The organism is Oceanobacillus sp. M60, assembly GCF_053839645.1.
Genome location: NZ_JBSSNH010000002.1, coordinates 266130 through 282433, shown reverse-complemented (window position 1 = coordinate 282433; position 16304 = coordinate 266130). Strand labels below are relative to the sequence as shown.

At 40.2% G+C, this 16304-nt stretch carries 14 protein-coding genes; 11 read left to right on the top strand and 3 right to left on the bottom strand.

The window, feature by feature from the left end; all coding sequences use genetic code 11:
• The first annotated feature begins 200 nt into the window (after window positions 1-200).
• The 9 genes from ACW0TQ_RS05620 (at window position 201) to ACW0TQ_RS05580 (ending at window position 11003) form a co-directional block, all read left to right on the top strand.
• Entirely contained in the window at window positions 201-2243 is a 2043-nt protein-coding gene (locus tag ACW0TQ_RS05620) for a sigma 54-interacting transcriptional regulator (RefSeq protein ID WP_256704738.1), read from the top strand.
• 191 nt (window positions 2244-2434) lie between these two features.
• Complete coding sequence (locus ACW0TQ_RS05615; protein WP_256704737.1) at window positions 2435-3532, top strand: Glu/Leu/Phe/Val family dehydrogenase; 1098 nt, start codon at window positions 2435-2437, stop codon at window positions 3530-3532.
• A gap of 61 nt (window positions 3533-3593) precedes the next feature.
• On the top strand, window positions 3594-4688 hold the full coding sequence (buk, locus tag ACW0TQ_RS05610) for a butyrate kinase (RefSeq protein WP_256704736.1): 1095 nt from the start codon (window positions 3594-3596) through the stop codon (window positions 4686-4688).
• Entirely contained in the window at window positions 4689-6110 is a 1422-nt protein-coding gene (gene lpdA, locus ACW0TQ_RS05605; protein WP_042534281.1) for a dihydrolipoyl dehydrogenase, read from the top strand.
• Between the two features lie 58 nt (window positions 6111-6168).
• Window positions 6169-7173, top strand: a complete 1005-nt coding sequence (locus ACW0TQ_RS05600) for a thiamine pyrophosphate-dependent dehydrogenase E1 component subunit alpha (protein ID WP_256704734.1) — start codon at window positions 6169-6171, stop codon at window positions 7171-7173.
• 2 nt (window positions 7174-7175) lie between these two features.
• On the top strand, window positions 7176-8159 hold the full coding sequence (locus ACW0TQ_RS05595; RefSeq protein WP_042534277.1) for an alpha-ketoacid dehydrogenase subunit beta: 984 nt from the start codon (window positions 7176-7178) through the stop codon (window positions 8157-8159).
• A gap of 14 nt (window positions 8160-8173) precedes the next feature.
• Entirely contained in the window at window positions 8174-9445 is a 1272-nt protein-coding gene (locus tag ACW0TQ_RS05590; protein ID WP_042534275.1) for a dihydrolipoamide acetyltransferase family protein, read from the top strand.
• A gap of 78 nt (window positions 9446-9523) precedes the next feature.
• Complete coding sequence (locus ACW0TQ_RS05585) at window positions 9524-9955, top strand: BrxA/BrxB family bacilliredoxin (RefSeq protein ID WP_042534274.1); 432 nt, start codon at window positions 9524-9526, stop codon at window positions 9953-9955.
• A gap of 67 nt (window positions 9956-10022) precedes the next feature.
• Window positions 10023-11003, top strand: a complete 981-nt coding sequence (locus ACW0TQ_RS05580; protein ID WP_042534272.1) for an aromatic acid exporter family protein — start codon at window positions 10023-10025, stop codon at window positions 11001-11003.
• Between the two features lie 82 nt (window positions 11004-11085).
• On the opposite strand, the gene ACW0TQ_RS05575 is transcribed toward ACW0TQ_RS05580, so the two are convergent.
• The gene (locus ACW0TQ_RS05575) at window positions 11086-11214 is read right to left on the bottom strand and encodes a DUF4044 domain-containing protein (RefSeq protein WP_139089138.1); all 129 of its coding nucleotides are present in this window, start codon (window positions 11212-11214) and stop codon (window positions 11086-11088) included.
• A gap of 199 nt (window positions 11215-11413) precedes the next feature.
• On the opposite strand from ACW0TQ_RS05575, the gene ACW0TQ_RS05570 reads away from it, so the two are divergent.
• Both ACW0TQ_RS05570 and ACW0TQ_RS05565 read left to right on the top strand, forming a co-directional pair.
• A complete protein-coding gene (locus tag ACW0TQ_RS05570) occupies window positions 11414-12535 on the top strand; it encodes a M20/M25/M40 family metallo-hydrolase (protein ID WP_042534270.1) in 1122 nt (373 codons plus the stop codon).
• Window positions 12536-12632: 97 nt separating this feature from the next.
• A complete protein-coding gene (locus tag ACW0TQ_RS05565; RefSeq protein ID WP_419880316.1) occupies window positions 12633-13886 on the top strand; it encodes a DNA polymerase IV in 1254 nt (417 codons plus the stop codon).
• Between the two features lie 44 nt (window positions 13887-13930).
• Here the strand turns inward: ACW0TQ_RS05565 and ACW0TQ_RS05560 are convergent, their stop codons facing one another.
• Both ACW0TQ_RS05560 and rnz read right to left on the bottom strand, forming a co-directional pair.
• Window positions 13931-15310 (bottom strand): aldehyde dehydrogenase, encoded by a 1380-nt coding sequence (locus ACW0TQ_RS05560; protein ID WP_042534268.1) that lies wholly within the window; start codon window positions 15308-15310, stop codon window positions 13931-13933.
• A gap of 60 nt (window positions 15311-15370) precedes the next feature.
• Window positions 15371-16288 carry a ribonuclease Z gene (gene rnz, locus ACW0TQ_RS05555; protein WP_042534267.1) on the bottom strand — a complete coding sequence of 306 codons (918 nt, stop codon included), beginning with the start codon at window positions 16286-16288 and terminating at the stop codon, window positions 15371-15373.
• Window positions 16289-16304 lie beyond the last annotated feature (16 nt).

The window sequence follows — 16304 nt, the reverse complement described above, 5'->3', positions numbered from 1 at the left end:
TCCTTTATAGATATACTTGCAATCATTCATCAATCTTCTGTCCGTTCAGATGCCTCTTTATTTTTAATCAAACAATTTCTTAAAACTTCATTATAAGTATATCAAAATACGTCGAAAAATAGAAATAGAATTCATTTGCTAAATTATGCATGGTATCGTATGATGAAACTGTGCAAATAAATTCAAGGTGGATGAAAAGTATGAAGCAAATTCTGATAGTCGGCGCTGGTAAAGGTGGTACAGCATTATTCCGCCTGTTTAAAGAAACAAAAAGCATGCAGATTTGTGCAATCGTTGACAAGGAAGCAGACGCTCCTGCTATGAAGCTTGCGGAAGAAATGGATGTTCATACAAGTACAGAGTGGAAAGATTGGATTCACCATGACATTGATATTGTAATTAACGTAACAGGCGAAGAGGAATTATTTGAAAAGATGATTGAGCTGTTTCCAAGAAAGACAATTATCATCCCTGGTTCTGTAGCCAATATTATTTATGAATTAATTCATGAGAAAACTGTTTTAACAGATGAGGTAAAAGTACAGGCGAGCCGTTTGGAATTAATTTTAAACCATATGAATGACGGCATGATTGTTGTCAATAAAATGGAACAGGTTCAGCTGTTGAATCGCCGGGCGGAACAAATTCTCGGCAAAAAAGAAAAAGACTACAAAGGGAAGCATATCAAAGATTTACTCAAAACAAGCCGTTTATCTCACGTGTTAAGGAGTCAAAGAAAAGAGTTAAACCAAAAGACAATTTTAGATAATGGCAAGAAAGTGATTGCTTCACGTATCCCCATTATTAATAAAACAGGAGATTTAGTGGGAGCCTTTGCTGTTTTTAAAGACATTACGGAAGTAGTGCAATTAGCAGAAGAAAATACCGATTTAAATGAAATCAAAACCATGCTGGAAGCCATTATTAAATCTTCGGATGAGGCAATCAGTGTGGTGGATGAGCATGGAAAAGGCTTAATTATTAATCCCGCCTATACGAGAATCACTGGTCTGACCGAAGAGGAAGTAATAGGGAAGCCGGCAACAGTAGATATATCTGAAGGGGACAGTGTGCACATGAAGGTCTTAAAAAACCGGCGTGCTGTTCGCGGTGTACATATGAAGGTCGGACCGTCAAAAAAAGATGTTATCGTTAACGGGGCGCCGGTGATTGTACAAGGAAAGATAAAAGGCAGTGTTGGCGTGCTCCATGACGTCAGTGAATTACAATCTGTGACAAGGGAGTTAAAGCGTGCCAGACAAATCATCCGTAATTTGGAAGCAAGGTATACATTCGATGATATTATTGGTAACTCATCCGAAATGAAGCTTGCTTTAGAACAGGCAAAAGTAGCTGCGAAAGCACCGGCTATTGTTCTTTTGAGAGGGGAAACCGGCACCGGCAAAGAATTATTCGCCCATGCAATACACCATGAAAGTGATCGGAAATTTAATAAATTTATTCGTGTGAACTGTGCTGCATTGTCAGAACCAATGCTGGAAAAAGAGCTGTTTGGTTCGGCAGAGGAGCAGGCAGAACATTTGAAAAAAAAGGAAGGTCTGTTTGAACAGGCGAACAATGGAAGCATCTTTCTTGATGAAATTGGTGAATTATCTTTATCAATCCAGGAAAAATTAATCCATGTACTCAAGGAGAACAGAGTCACTCCAGTCGGCGCATCCAATTCGGTGCCGGTTGATGTCCGCGTGATTGCCGGAACGAATACAAATCTGGAGAAGGCTGTGATGAATGAGAAATTTCGTGAAGATCTTTATTATCTCATTAATAAACTTCCAATATCCATCCCATCGCTAAAGGAACGGGAGGAGGATATCCCTGAGTTGGTGGAGCATATCATCCATCAGCTGAACGAAGAATATGGAAAAAATGTGCAAAAGATATCGGATGAAGCGTTAAAAAAACTAATGGCATATCATTGGCCGGGGAATGTCAGGGAAATGGCTAATGTTATCAGTCATTCCATGATATTTATCGGCAACATGGAGGAGCAGATTGAAGTATCTCATTTGCCTAAATTGCAAACGAAAGAAATGACAGCAGGACCGGATATGGTACAGACAGATAAACCATTAAAATTACAGGAAGCGTTAGATCGTTTTGAAAAAAAATACTTGCAGGAAGTGTATCTGCAATGTAATAAAAACAAGACAAAGACAGCAAAAGCGTTACAAATATCTGTCCGCAATTTGTATTATAAGCTTGAAAAATATCAGCTTGAATAAGGTGTCTGCAACATTTTGCAGGGAGGGCAGGTATATCATGCTGTGGAAAATTTACGGAGGGTTCTCCGTGGTAAATAGGGAATACTGACAAATGTATTACAATAGCATACCATTCAGGAGTTGGATTCATTTGTCATTTTAAATAAGTATGTATGATTAGTGAATCACGATGTATTACAGGAGGGGTTAAGATGGAAATCTTCAGTTACTTAGAAAAATACGATTATGAACAGGTACTTTTCTGTCAGGATAAACAATCAGGGCTAAAGGCTATTATTGCCATTCATGACACGACATTAGGACCAGCATTAGGCGGGACCAGAATGTGGACGTATCGTTCAGAAGCAGAAGCTATCGAAGACGCACTGCGTTTAGCTCGTGGAATGACATATAAAAATGCGGCAGCCGGCTTAGATCTCGGCGGCGGAAAAACAGTAATTATCGGAGATCCCAAAAAGGATAAGAATCCGGAAATGTTCCGTGCATTCGGTCGTTATATCCAAAGCTTGAATGGAAGATACATCACTGCTGAGGATGTAGGAACGAATGAATCAGATATGGATCAAATTGCGCTTGAAACAGAATATGTAACGGGATTGTCCTCCTACAGCGGAACTGCCGGCAATCCTTCCCCTGTTACTGCATGGGGAATTTATCAGGGGATGAAAGCAACTGCAAAAGAAGCATTCGGATCAGAATCTTTAGAGGGCAAAGTTGTTGCAGTTCAAGGAGTCGGAAACGTGGCTTACAGCCTATGCGAATTATTGCATGAAGAGGGCGCAGAATTAGTTGTTACAGATATTAATAAGGAAGCTGTGAAGCGTGCGGAAAATGATTTTAATGCCAAAGCAGTCGATCCAGATGATATTTATGATGTGGAATGCGATATCTATGCTCCTTGCGCACTTGGAGCAACCATTAATGATCATACGATACCGAGGCTGAAAGCTAAAGTAATTGCAGGTTCGGCTAATAATCAGCTGCAGAGTCATGAACATGGAGATATTCTGCATCAAAAAGGAATTTTATATGCTCCTGATTATGTGATCAATGCAGGCGGGGTAATCAATGTTGCAGATGAACTGGTTGGTTACAATCGCGATCGCGCTTTACATAATGTACAGCGCATCTATAAAAATCTGGAGCAGGTCTTTGCCATTTCTAATCGTGATCAGGTACCGACTTATATTGCGGCTGATCGTCTGGCTGAGGAAAGAATTCAAGCAAAACAACAATCACGCAGTCAATTTCTTACAAATGAGCGAAATATTTTAGATCGCCGACAATAGAAATTTACTGTTGTACTTATCATTTACAGCTTTGGAAGAACGGCATATTGGAGGGTATTTTGTGAATCAACGTGGTCGTATTTTAGTTATCTACCCCGACTTGTATTTCACCACGATCGGTGTATTTGAAGGAAATCATCTTTTATATCAGCAAAAAATTTCACATAACGAAGATGAACTGCATCGTTTTGAACAGCTGATGGAGCAAGTGCCGTACAGAAAGCAGGCTATATTTGAACAGCTTGATTTGGATGGAATGAATACATCACGTTTTATTAGTGTATGCGGGCGGGGAGGACTATTGCGTCCAATCAGCGGCGGAACGTATAAAGTGAATAACGCGATGCTATATGATTTAAAAACAAATGCTTACGGGGAACATGTATCCAATTTGGGAGCTGTTCTAGCCCATGAAATTGCTGAGAATTTAAATATACAAGCATATATTGTTGACCCGCCGGTAGTAGATGAACTGCAAACCATTGCAAAATATACAGGTATACCGGAAATAGAGAGAGCCAGTATCTTTCATTCGCTAAATCATCGTCATGCCGGCCGGATTGCGGCAAAACAAATTGGTTCAGCCTATCATTCGTTAAAGCTCATTTCCATTCATATTGCAAGAGGGATTACCATTGCATCCCATCATAGCGGCAAAATTATTGATGTAACGAATGGCGTAGACGGAGAGGGTCCGTTTACTATCGATCGATCCGGCAGTATACCGTTAAAAGGATTTCTGACTTATCTATCTGAACAATACACTACAGATGAAGATTTTTTGTGGAATCATGTCCAGCAGGATGGGGGAATCAAAGCATATCTGCATACAGAGGACCCTTCCATCATCCGTTCCCGGCTGACGAAAGGTGATCAGTATACGAAAGAAGTAATTGAGGCACAGGCATACCAGATTGCTAAAGAAATTGGAGCAATGAGCACGGTATTGCATGGAGAAGTAGATGGCATTGTTTTTACTGGAAAAATCAATGAAAATGATTTTGTTATTGATGCGGTTATTCCAAGAGTCAATTGGATTGCCGATGTGATGGTGTTTCCTGGTAAAAATGATTTAGAAGCGATGAATGAGGGCGTATTAGAGGTTTTAAACAATACCCAGAAAGAAAAGATATATGTTGCAGAGGAGGCAAATTAGATGGCAACTGAGTACGATTTAGTCATTTTAGGGGGCGGAACAGGAGGCTATGTTTCTGCTATTCGTGCCACTCAATTAGGCATGAAAGTGGCAATAGTAGAGAAATCTGAGCTGGGAGGGACCTGCTTACACAGAGGCTGCATACCCTCTAAAGCATTACTTCGCAGTGCAGAGGTTTTTCAGCAGACAAAAAAAGCAGATGCATTCGGAGTAGAGGTAAACGAACCAGTCTTAAACTTTTCAAAAGTCCAGCAGAGAAAAAATGAGATTATTGAACAGCTGCATAAAGGTGTCCAGGGTTTAATGAAAAAGGGAAAGATTGATGTCTATCAAGGGTTCGGCCGCATTCTTGGACCAAGTATCTTTTCTCCAATGCCTGGAACTATCTCTGTTGAATATGAAAATGGAAATGAAAATGATATGCTGCTTCCTAAAAATGTTTTAATTGCGACCGGATCGCAGCCGAATACATTACCTGGTCTGGACTTTGACGGTGAGTACCTCATCAGCTCAAATGAAGCTTTAGAAATGAAGGACCTGCCTAAATCAATGCTTATTGTAGGCGGCGGAGTTATTGGCATCGAATGGGCCTCCATGCTAAACGATTTTGGAGTTGATGTAACCGTCTTGGAATTTCAAAAGCAAATCTTGCCGACAGAGGATAAAGATATCGCAAAAGAGATGGAAAAACAGTTGAAAAAAAGAGGCGTCAATATTATAACCGGAGCCAATGTTCAGACGGATACAATAGAAAAAAATAACGGCATCGTGATAGAAGCAGTAATCGGTGATAAAAAAGAAAGATTTGAAGCTGACAGACTGCTTGTATCTGTCGGCAGAAAAGCGAATATCCAAAATATTGGTTTAGAGAATACGGAAATTCAAATTTCTAATCATACGATTGACACAAACGCGTTTTATCAAACAAAAGAATCACATATTTACGCTATTGGCGATGTTATTGGAGGCATGCAGCTGGCTCATGTGGCTTCCCATGAGGGAATTGCTGCTGTGGAGCATATGGCAGGGGAATATACCCAAGAGATAGACTACCAGACGGTATCAAGCTGTATCTATGCCAGTCCGGAAGCTGCAAGTGTCGGCTTGACGGAAACACAGGCCAAAGAAGAAGGATATGACCTTGTCATCGGCAAGTTCCCATTTAAAGCAGTAGGAAAGGCATTGGTTTATGGTGAATCAGATGGTTTTGTCAAAATAATCACAGATAAAAAGACACAGGATTTAATTGGGGTTCATATGATTGGTCCCCATGTGACAGATATGATAACAGAAGCTGGATTAGCAAAAGTGCTCGACGCAACAGCATGGGAAATCAGCCAGACTATTCACCCGCATCCGTCCTTATCAGAAATTATCGGTGAAGCAGCACTGGCAGTCGACGGGTTACAAATTCATGGTTAAACTATCTGGGCAGTCTGCATGATGTCATCATGTGAAATGGCTGAAGGAGGGAAAAATAATGACAGAAACATCTTGGGAAAATGTAAGTGATGAGATGGCTTTAGAAATGTTTGAAATGATGTTATTAGCAAGAAAAATTGACGAAAGAATGTGGTTGTTAAACCGCTCGGGGAAAATACCATTCGTCGTTTCCTGTCAGGGACAGGAAGCAGCACAGGTCGGAGCGGCCTTTGGTCTGGATCGAACGGTCGATTATACCGCTCCGTACTATCGGGATCTGGGTCTTGTATTAGGCTTTGGAATGACAGCAAAAGAATTAATGTTATCTGCCTTTGCCAAAGCTGAGGATCCAAATTCAGGCGGACGTCAAATGCCTGGTCATTTCGGACAGAAGAAAAATCGTATTTTAACCGGTTCTTCTCCAGTAACAACACAGGTTCCTCATGCAGTAGGCGTTGCATTAGCAGCGAAAATGGATAAAAAGGATATTGCGACCTTTGTGACATTAGGAGAGGGCTCTTCTAATCAGGGTGATTTTCATGAAGGATTAAACTTTGCCGGTGTTCATCAGCTGCCGGTGATCACCATGGTGGAAAATAATAAGTATGCTATTTCTGTTCCGTATGATAAGCAGGTAGCCAGCAAAACGGTTTCAGAGAGGGCATCATCTTATGGCATGCCGGGAGTTACTGTGGACGGGAATGATCCGATAGCTGTGTATCAAACTGTAAAAGAAGCGAGAGAACGAGCGGTAAAAGGAGAGGGGCCGACATTGATTGAAGCGGTAACCTATCGTTTTACTGCCCATTCCAGTGATGATGATGACAGTGCTTATCGTGAAATGGATGAAGTAAAAGAAGCTAAAAAGAAGGATTCCATTGTTACGTTTGCTGAAAAGCTAAAAGAAAAGAAAATAATGGATGAAGCCAAAGAAAAAGAAATTCATGATAAAGTCAATAAACTTGTTAATGAAGCAACAGAATATGCAGAAGAAGCCCCATATGCAGCTCCAGAGGATACGTTGAAGTATGTTTATGAGGAATTGGATAAGGGAGGGGAATAATCATGCCTGTGATGTCTTATATACAAGCAATTACAAAAGCTTTAAAGGAAGAAATGCAAAGAGATGAGAATGTCTTTATTCTTGGGGAAGATGTAGGGAAAAAGGGCGGCGTATTTAAAGCAACAGACGGGCTGTACGATATGTTTGGTGAAGAACGTGTATTAGATACCCCATTAGCGGAATCAGCAATTGCCGGTGTTGCTATCGGTGCAGCTATGTATGGGAAACGGCCGATTGCTGAGATGCAGTTTGCAGATTTTATTATGCCTGCGGTCAACCAGATTGTTTCCGAAGCAGCCAAAATACGCTATCGCTCCAATAATGATTGGGATTGTCCGATAACCATCCGTGCTCCATACGGCGGCGGGATACATGGTGCTTTATATCATTCCCAATCAGTAGAAGCATTGTTTGCGAATCAGCCGGGATTAAAAATTGTTATGCCGTCGAATCCATATGATGCGAAAGGATTATTAAAGGCATCAATCCGAGATAATGACCCTGTTCTATTTTTTGAACATAAACGTGCGTATCGTCTGTTAAAGGAAGAGGTTCCGGAAGAGGATTATGTTCTGCCAATCGGTAAAGCAGATGTAAAAAGAGAAGGGGATGATATTACTGTCATCACTTATGGACTTTGTGTTCACTTTGCATTGCAGGCTGCGGAAAGATTAGCAGCAGATGGCATTCATGCGCATATTCTTGATTTACGTACGGTATATCCGTTAGATCAAGAAGCTATAATTGAGGCAGCCAGTAAGACTGGAAAAGTTTTGCTTGTTACAGAGGATAATAAAGAAGGCAGTGTAATGAGTGAAGTGGCTGCAATTATTTCGGAAAACTGCTTATTTGACCTGGATTCACCTATTGAACGCCTGGCAGGTCCGGATGTTCCGGCAATGCCTTATGCACCGTCCATGGAAAAATACTTTATGTTAAATCCGGATAAAGTGGAAAAAGCAATGCGTGACCTTGCAGAATATTAATTGGAGGTAGAAATATGAGTGTGGAAAAAATGACAATGCCTCAGCTTGGTGAGAGTGTAACAGAGGGAACGATTAGTACCTGGCTGGTTTCCGTCGGGGATCAAGTGAATAAATACGACCCGATTGCTGAAGTGATGACGGATAAAGTAAACGCCGAAATCCCATCTTCTTATACAGGTAAAATAACAGAGCTTGCAGCAGAAGAAGGGGAAACGGTAGAAGTTGGTTCCCTAATCTGTTATATAGAGACAGAGCAAGCCGCTTCAGAGGATGCGGAAGCAGCTCCTGAAAAAGAAACAAATACAGTGGAAAAGGACACAGCTGAGCATGCTGAAAATACAGAAAGCTCTATGAAAAAAAGATATTCACCGGCAGTACTACGTTTATCTCAAGAGCACAGCATTGATTTGAACCAAATCGAAGGAACGGGCAGAGGAGGCAGAATTACCAGAAAAGATGTGGAAAAACACATTGGAAGCAGTGCTTCTGCGCAAGAAGAACCAGCCCCTTCACAAGAAAAGAAATCAGATACTGCTGCTGGAAAAGAAACACCTGCTGCGCAAAAAGAAAGTATCCAAAGCGCAGCAGGAGATATTGAAATCCCTGTAAAAGGTGTCCGGAAAGTAATTGCAGAGAATATGGTCCGGTCCACACAGGAAATCCCGCATGCATGGATGCAGGTGGAAGTAGATGTTACAGATTTAGTAAAATACCGGAACAGTGTAAAGGAATCATTTAAGCAGCAGGAAGGCTTTTCGTTAACTCCTTTTGCTTTCTTTGTAAAAGCTGTGGCTCAAGGTTTAAAAGAATTTCCTGAATTAAACAGCATGTGGGCCGGAGATAAAATTATTCAGAAAAAAGATATACATTTATCCATTGCTGTGGCGAAAGACAAAGAATTATTTGTTCCAGTTATTAAGCATGCAGATGAAAAAACGATTAAAGCCATTGCCCGTGATATTACTACCTTAGCATCCAAAGCACGTCAGGGTAAGCTGTCACCGGAGGATATGCAGGGCGGTACCTTTACTGTCAACAATACAGGCTCCTTTGGTTCGGTTTCGTCAATGGGAGTAATCAATTCGCCGCAAGCAGCGATTTTACAAGTCGAATCTATCGTAAAACGGCCTGTCATTATCAATGATATGTTTGCTGCCCGCGATATGGTGAATTTATCTCTTTCTTTAGACCATCGTATTTTAGACGGTCTTGTATGCGGAAGATTTTTATCTAGTGTGAAAGAAATCCTTGAAGGGATGAACGACTCAACTATAACCCTTTATTAAGCCAACACGAATAGATTGAATTTTTAACTGCTAGCTGATAAGCTATAATTATATTTTAAGTAAAAAGGGTGAAGTACAATGGATTTCGATTTATTTATGCAGGATGTTGTTAACGTTGCAAGAACAGATATAACAGAATCAGGTTATGAGGAAGCACGTACAGCAGAGGAAGTAGATGCCGCGCTGACTCGTGAAGGAACTACACTTGTCATGGTGAATTCAACATGCGGCTGTGCCGGCGGTGTAGCCCGTCCAGCAGCAGGGAATGCGATTCATTATGATAAGCGTCCAGATCACTTAGTCACGGTGTTTGCCGGACAGGATAAAGAAGCGACAGAGCAGGCAAGAACTTATTTTGAAGGATATCCGCCATCCTCTCCTTGTTTCGCATTGCTTAAGGACGGAAAAATCCTTGATATGGTAGAGCGGAATGAGATTGAAGGACATAGCGCCATGGAAGTATCTGCGAAGCTTCAAGGCCTGTTTGATCAATATTGCGAAGAAGTATAAGAGATATTAAAAGGCTGTCATCAGGCAGCCTTCTTTGTGTATTCTTATATCAGGAGGTTTATAAAGGGTGAAAATTGGATATCGTACCCTAAAAACTGCTATCGGAACTCCCATTGCAATTTCGTTGGCACAATGGGTTGGTCTTTCAAATTTTATTTCCGCTGGAATATTAACGATTCTCTGTATCCAGCCGTCGAGAAAATCTTCTTTTTTAAGTGCGTGGCAGCGGTTTATTGCATGTACAGCAGCCGTTGTTTTTTCATGTGTTATTTTTGAATTAATAGGCTATCATACAATTTCTATATTTTTACTGCTTCTTTTATTTATTCCAGCAACGGTTAGATTAAAAGCAACTCCAGGAATTGCATCCAGTTCCGTTGTTATGCTGAATTTATATGGCTCTGGAGGTGTAACACTTTCTCTGGTCGGCGAGCAGTTCGTTCTAATTACCATTGGGCTGGGGGTAGGACTTCTGTTGAATATTTATATGCCAAGCTTGGATAATAAATTAAAGAAGCTGCAAGCACAGTTAGAAAAGAATTTCAGCCGTATTCTATATGAATATTCTTTGTATATCCGGGATGAAAATGACGCGTGGCAAGGAAAAGAAATAGCAGCTACAGAGGATATCCTGGCTGAAGCAAAACAGTTAGTTATCCGGGATAGAGATAACCATTTATTACGAAATGAGCATACCTATTATAATTATTTTAGGATGAGAGAAAGACAGTTTGAGCTGTTGAAGAAAATGCTTCCGCTTGTTACGCATCTTCCAAAGACAGATCATATTGCCCTTGAGATTGCAGATTTCTTTGAGCGATTATCTAAAGCTGTCCATCCAGGAAATACAGCAATTACTTTTTTAGAGCAGTTAAAAGAATTAAAGCGGGAATTTCACGCGGAGGAGTTACCGGAAACGAGAGAAGCGTTTGAAACAAGGGCGCACTTATTTCAATTATTACATGAAATAGAAGAGTACTTGATTATAAAAAATAAATTCAAAAAAAGTGACGTAACGCCTTGGAAGAAAAGGAAAAAAGAAGCTTAGCTTTTCCTTTTTACATAAGATTGGAACCATATCAAAAGGCTGTGCCAAAATGAAATAATCATTTTGGCACAGCCTTTTATTTTTAAACAAATGCAGCCAGTCCAGCTGTAATTGCTGAAATAAGCATTAGAGCGACCATGAAATAGATAATCATTTTCGTGCGGCGTTCACGTTTTGAACGCTTTTTTTGCACAGATTGCTTTGCTGCCATGAAATATCCCCCTTTAGAATCCGATATCATCTACCGCTATTTTAACGTGAAATGATTCATCCGACAAGCTAATCGTATGGTTTTTCTTAAAATGTTCTTCCGGATTTTAATTAACGGATGAGAGAAACTTAGACTCCAATTCATTCTACTGTAAAAAAAAGAGAAAATATAGTAGCCTAGAAGGTAGGAGGTTACGCAAATGAGTGTGAATGAAGAAAGATTAGTTAATGAATTTTTAGAACTTGTGCAGGTAGATTCTGAAACAGGTTTCGAAAGAGAGATAGCATCGGTTTTAACCAAAAAAATGGAAGCTCTAGGTGTGCAGGTGGAAGAAGATAATGCAAAAGAGCAGACAGGTCATGGTGCAGGAAATTTAATTTGTACATTGCCTGCAACCAAAGACGGTGCGGATGCTATTTATTTTACTTCCCATATGGATACGGTTGTTCCCGGGAAGGGTATACATCCAATTATTAAAGATGGCGTGATTTCTTCAGAGGGAGAGACAATTCTAGGTTCAGACGATAAAGCAGGCTTAGCTGCCATGTTTGAGCTGATTAAAGTGCTTCAGGAAAACAATATTCCTCACGGCCAGATTCAATTTATTATTACTGTAGGAGAAGAATCTGGTCTGGTAGGCGCTAAAGCGTTAGATTCCTCGAAGTTAGATGCTCGTTATGGATATGCGCTAGACAGTAATGGAAACGTTGGTGATATTGTTGTGGCTGCACCTACGCAGGCGAAAATCCATGCAACCATAACCGGCAAAACAGCACATGCTGGATTGGAGCCGGAAAAAGGTGTTTCTGCCATTACGATTGCCTCTAAAGCTATTTCTAAAATGCCTTTGGGACGTATTGATAAGGAAACAACTGCTAATATCGGACGCTTTGAGGGCGGCAAACAGACAAATATTGTTGTAGATCATGTAGAAATTTTAGCAGAGGCACGTTCCCTGTCTGAAGAGAAGATGGAAAAACAGGTCGAGAAAATGAAAGCAGCTTTTGAAGAGGCTGCTGAAGAGCTTGGCGGTTCCGCTGATGTAAAGATAGCAATCGCTTATCCCGGCTATCATTTTAAAGCGGGAGATCAGGTGGTTGAAGTTGCCAGAGAAGCTGCAAAAGCAATCGGCAGAGAAAGTAAATTAGAACAGAGTGGCGGAGGCAGTGACGCCAATGTGATTGCAGGGTATGGAATCCCTACCGTTAATCTGGCAGTTGGCTACGAGGAGATTCATACGACCAATGAGCGGATTAAAGTGGAAGATCTTGTGAAAGTAACTGAATTTGTTGTGGAAATTGTTAAAATCGCAGCAAAATAAGATAAAGCTTCCATTCTTGGAGCGGCTTTCTGTGAAAAAGGAGAATGCATTCCATGATGGAGTGTGTTCTTCTTTTGTTAAGAATAGAGGTGTTATGATGGAACAGCCGGTCAATTCGAAAAGACGAGTTATCTTCCATATAGATATGAACTGCTTTTATGCTTCGGTAGAAATGGCGCATAATCCGGAATTAAAAGGAAAGCCGATTGCAATCGCCGGAAACCCGGAAGAGCGGAAGGGGATTATTGTTACAAGCAGCTATGAAGCCAGAGCAAAAGGCGTGAAAACGACGATGCCCGTGTGGCAGGCAAAAAAATTATGCCCCGATTTATTATTGATGCGGCCTAATTTTGACAGATACCGGGAAGCGTCCCGGGCTATTTTTAAGATGCTTTCAGAAATTACACCGCTCGTCCAGCCGGTTTCGATTGATGAAGGCTACCTGGATATTACTGATACGGAAGGATTCGGAACGCCGGTAGAAATAGCTAATTACCTGCAGCAGCGGATATTAAAAGAGCTGGATATCCCATGCAGTCTTGGTATTGCCCCGAATAAATTTCTGGCAAAAATGGCGTCAGATATGAAAAAACCTTTAGGAATAACTATCCTTCGAAAGCGGGAATTATCTAACGTATTATGGCCACTTCCAATTGAAGAAATGCACGGAATCGGGAAGAAGACTGCTGAAAAACTTCGAAAAGTATCTATTCATACAATCGGTGATTTAGCTGTACATGATGTCTATCAATTAAAGCAGCTATTAGGGGTTAATGGAGAAAGAATGAAGAACCTGGCCAATGGAATAGACTATCGGATTGTGGATCCAGAAGCGGTACATGATTTCAAAAGTATCGGTAGCTCACAGACATTGGCTCATGATTCAACAGATTGGGATGAACTTCACCAGCTGTTAGGCCAGCTTACCGACAATGTAGCAAGAAGAGTGAAACGAAAAAATGCGACAGGAAAAAGCGTTCAATTAATGATTCGTTTTCACAACCATCAAACGATTACGCGCAGTAAAACATTGCAAGGGTATATCGATGAAAAAGAAGATATTCTTTTTGTCGCAAAGGAGCTATTAAAAAAACATTGGAATGAAGAGCCTGTACGGCTATTGGGTGTCTCTTTGCAAAGTGTAGAGGAGAAGAGTCAAGTAGGAGAACAGCTTGATTTGTTTACTTACCGCGATAACGCTAAAAAAGAAAAGCTCTACGAAACCATGGAAGCATTAACGGATAAATACGGAAAAGATATATTTTTATCTTTAAAAAATGAAGAGAAGGACAAACAGCAGCCACGGACAAGCTTTCAAAAAGATTTCCTAGATGATTATAAAAAGCCTTGATTTTATATCTATTGAAATAGAATAAAATCAAGGCTTTTGTTTTTTTAAGATAAGAATTTCTTCAAAATATTTGAAGTAACCGTACCGCCCGAATAACGGAATGGCAAATCAAATTTCGTTGTTTGTTTTAAGATGCTTTTCTGATGTGAAAATGTATCAAAGCTGGCTTTCCCGTGATAGCTTCCCATTCCGCTCTGCCCGACTCCGCCAAACGGAAGATACGGGTTTGCTAAATGGAAGAATGTATCATTGATAGAACCGCCGCCAAATGAAACGTATTCCATTACCTGAGACTGCATTCTCGGATTTTCTCCAAAATAGTATAGTGCTAATGGTTTTTCTCTTGATTTAATCAACGAAAGGGCGTCCTCTATATTCTCAAAGGATAATACGGGAAGAATCGGTCCAAATATCTCTTCTTGCATAATAGGGTCTTCCCAATCTATTTTATCAAGAATAGTAGGTTCAATGATTAATTCTTCATCATTATATTCTCCGCCATGAACAATATGATCTTCATTTAAAAATGCTTTTAAGCGGTTAAAATGATCCAGATTTATGATTCTTGAATAATTTTCACCCTGGAGTACATTCTTGCCAAATAAAGACTTTATTTGCTTTTTCATTGCTTTTAAAAGCTTGAATTTAACAGATTCTTGTACTAATAAATAATCCGGCGCCACACAGGTCTGACCGGCATTTGTATATTTTCCCCATACAACTCGTTTAGCTGCCAATTGGATGTTTGCATCTTCATCTACAATTGCAGGACTTTTTCCGCCCAGCTCTAACGTTACCGGAGTTAAATGCTCGCTTGCGGCCCGCATCACGATTTTTCCAACTGCACTTCCTCCAGTAAAGAAAATGTGATCAAAACGCTGTTTTAACAGCTCTGTTGTTTCTTCGACAGCACCCTGAACAACAGTGAAATAAGACGGGTCGAAATGCTCTTCTGCGATTCTGGCAAGAAAATCGGATGTATGCGGAGCATGTTCAGACGGCTTTAGAATAACTGAGTTACCTGCTGCAATCGCTCCGATAACAGGTACTAATGATAATTGTAAAGGATAATTCCATGGTGCAATAACGAGCACAACACCGAGCGGTTCTTTTATAATATAGCTTTTCGAGCCTTTATGCGTTAATGGAGAGGCAACTTTTTCAGGCTGCATCCAGTAGCGGAGATTTTTAATGGCTACTTCCAATTCGCTTTGAATAATGCCAATCTCCGTAAGTATTATTTCATGATCAGGTTTATTTAAATCTTTTTTTAATACATCATATATCTCTTCTTCATTATCTTTGAAAATCTTTTTGATTTTTTCTAATTGTTGTTTACGAAACGTATAATCAACGGTATTTCCTTGATCAATATATTTTCGATGATCATCAACAATTTGCTGATAGTTTTCTTGTAAGGTCATCAAATCTGTCTCTCCCTTTCTCACTTCAAGAGGATGTGCAAGCTGTAAACGATGCACAAACTATAATTGAAACACACTAAAATCGCCGGCTATGGATGTATTCAAAAATACTTCTTTTGTCTCTTCCAGAAACGCATCCATATCTGAAAATTGATATCTTGAAGATATGTGTGTCAAGATTAGCTGTTTACATCCTGCATCAAGCGCTATTTTAGCGGCTTGTATATTTGTTGAATGAAAATAGTCCTCTGCAAGTGTCTCTTTATCTGCAGCAAAGGTTGCTTCATGAATTAACAGATCGCTATTTTTTACAAATTCTTTATGCGCCGCCTGATAGGTGGTGTCCCCAAGAATCGAAATAACCCTTCCTTTTTTGGGCGAGCCGATAAAATCAGAACGGTAAATTATCGTGCCATCTTCCAGAGTGACAGAAGGTTTTTCTTTTATTTCGCCGTAAACTGGACCGGGACGTATCCCTTTTTCTTTTAATTTATCTACAAGAAGCTCACCTGGCTTGTCTTTTTCAACAATACGGAAACCGAAGCTTGGTACACCGTGGACAAGTTTTTTTGCATATACTTCGATGGCTTCCGTTTCAAATAACAGTCCTTCTTTTATCTCTATAACAGTAAGAGGATACGTTAAATGCGTATAGCTTAATTTCAAAGCAGCTTGGATAAATTCCTTTGAACCCTCCGGACCATAAATGGTTAATGGTCTGTCTGCGCCTGCCTGAAATGAACGGCTGCTGAGAAATCCCGGTAATCCATAAATATGATCGCCATGCATATGGGAAATAAAGATTTTATTTATTTTTCCCGGTTTAATTTTAGTATGAAGAAGCTGATGCTGCGTGGCTTCTCCGCAATCAAACAACCAGACTTCATTTAATTCTTGCAGCATGCTGAGTGCAACGGCTGTTACATTCCTTTCTTTAGAAGGAAGTCCTGCTCCGGTGCCTAAGAAAGTAATTTCCATGTTTCAATCTCACCTT

Excerpts from the sequence above, each read along its gene's own strand:
- ACW0TQ_RS05575 (WP_139089138.1), bottom strand. The coding sequence starts at position 11,214 with ATGGCAGCAAAGCAATCTGTGCAAAAAAAGCGTTCAAAACGTGAACGC.
- ACW0TQ_RS05570 (WP_042534270.1), top strand. The coding sequence starts at position 11,414 with ATGAGTGTGAATGAAGAAAGATTAGTTAATGAATTTTTAGAACTTGTG.
- ACW0TQ_RS05560 (WP_042534268.1), bottom strand. The coding sequence starts at position 15,310 with ATGACCTTACAAGAAAACTATCAGCAAATTGTTGATGATCATCGAAAA.
- ACW0TQ_RS05590 (WP_042534275.1), top strand. The coding sequence starts at position 8,174 with ATGAGTGTGGAAAAAATGACAATGCCTCAGCTTGGTGAGAGTGTAACA.
- ACW0TQ_RS05620 (WP_256704738.1), top strand. The coding sequence starts at position 201 with ATGAAGCAAATTCTGATAGTCGGCGCTGGTAAAGGTGGTACAGCATTA.
- ACW0TQ_RS05615 (WP_256704737.1), top strand. The coding sequence starts at position 2,435 with ATGGAAATCTTCAGTTACTTAGAAAAATACGATTATGAACAGGTACTT.
- ACW0TQ_RS05565 (WP_419880316.1), top strand. The coding sequence starts at position 12,633 with ATGGAACAGCCGGTCAATTCGAAAAGACGAGTTATCTTCCATATAGAT.
- lpdA (WP_042534281.1), top strand. The coding sequence starts at position 4,689 with ATGGCAACTGAGTACGATTTAGTCATTTTAGGGGGCGGAACAGGAGGC.
- ACW0TQ_RS05600 (WP_256704734.1), top strand. The coding sequence starts at position 6,169 with ATGACAGAAACATCTTGGGAAAATGTAAGTGATGAGATGGCTTTAGAA.
- ACW0TQ_RS05585 (WP_042534274.1), top strand. The coding sequence starts at position 9,524 with ATGGATTTCGATTTATTTATGCAGGATGTTGTTAACGTTGCAAGAACA.
- ACW0TQ_RS05595 (WP_042534277.1), top strand. The coding sequence starts at position 7,176 with ATGCCTGTGATGTCTTATATACAAGCAATTACAAAAGCTTTAAAGGAA.
- rnz (WP_042534267.1), bottom strand. The coding sequence starts at position 16,288 with ATGGAAATTACTTTCTTAGGCACCGGAGCAGGACTTCCTTCTAAAGAA.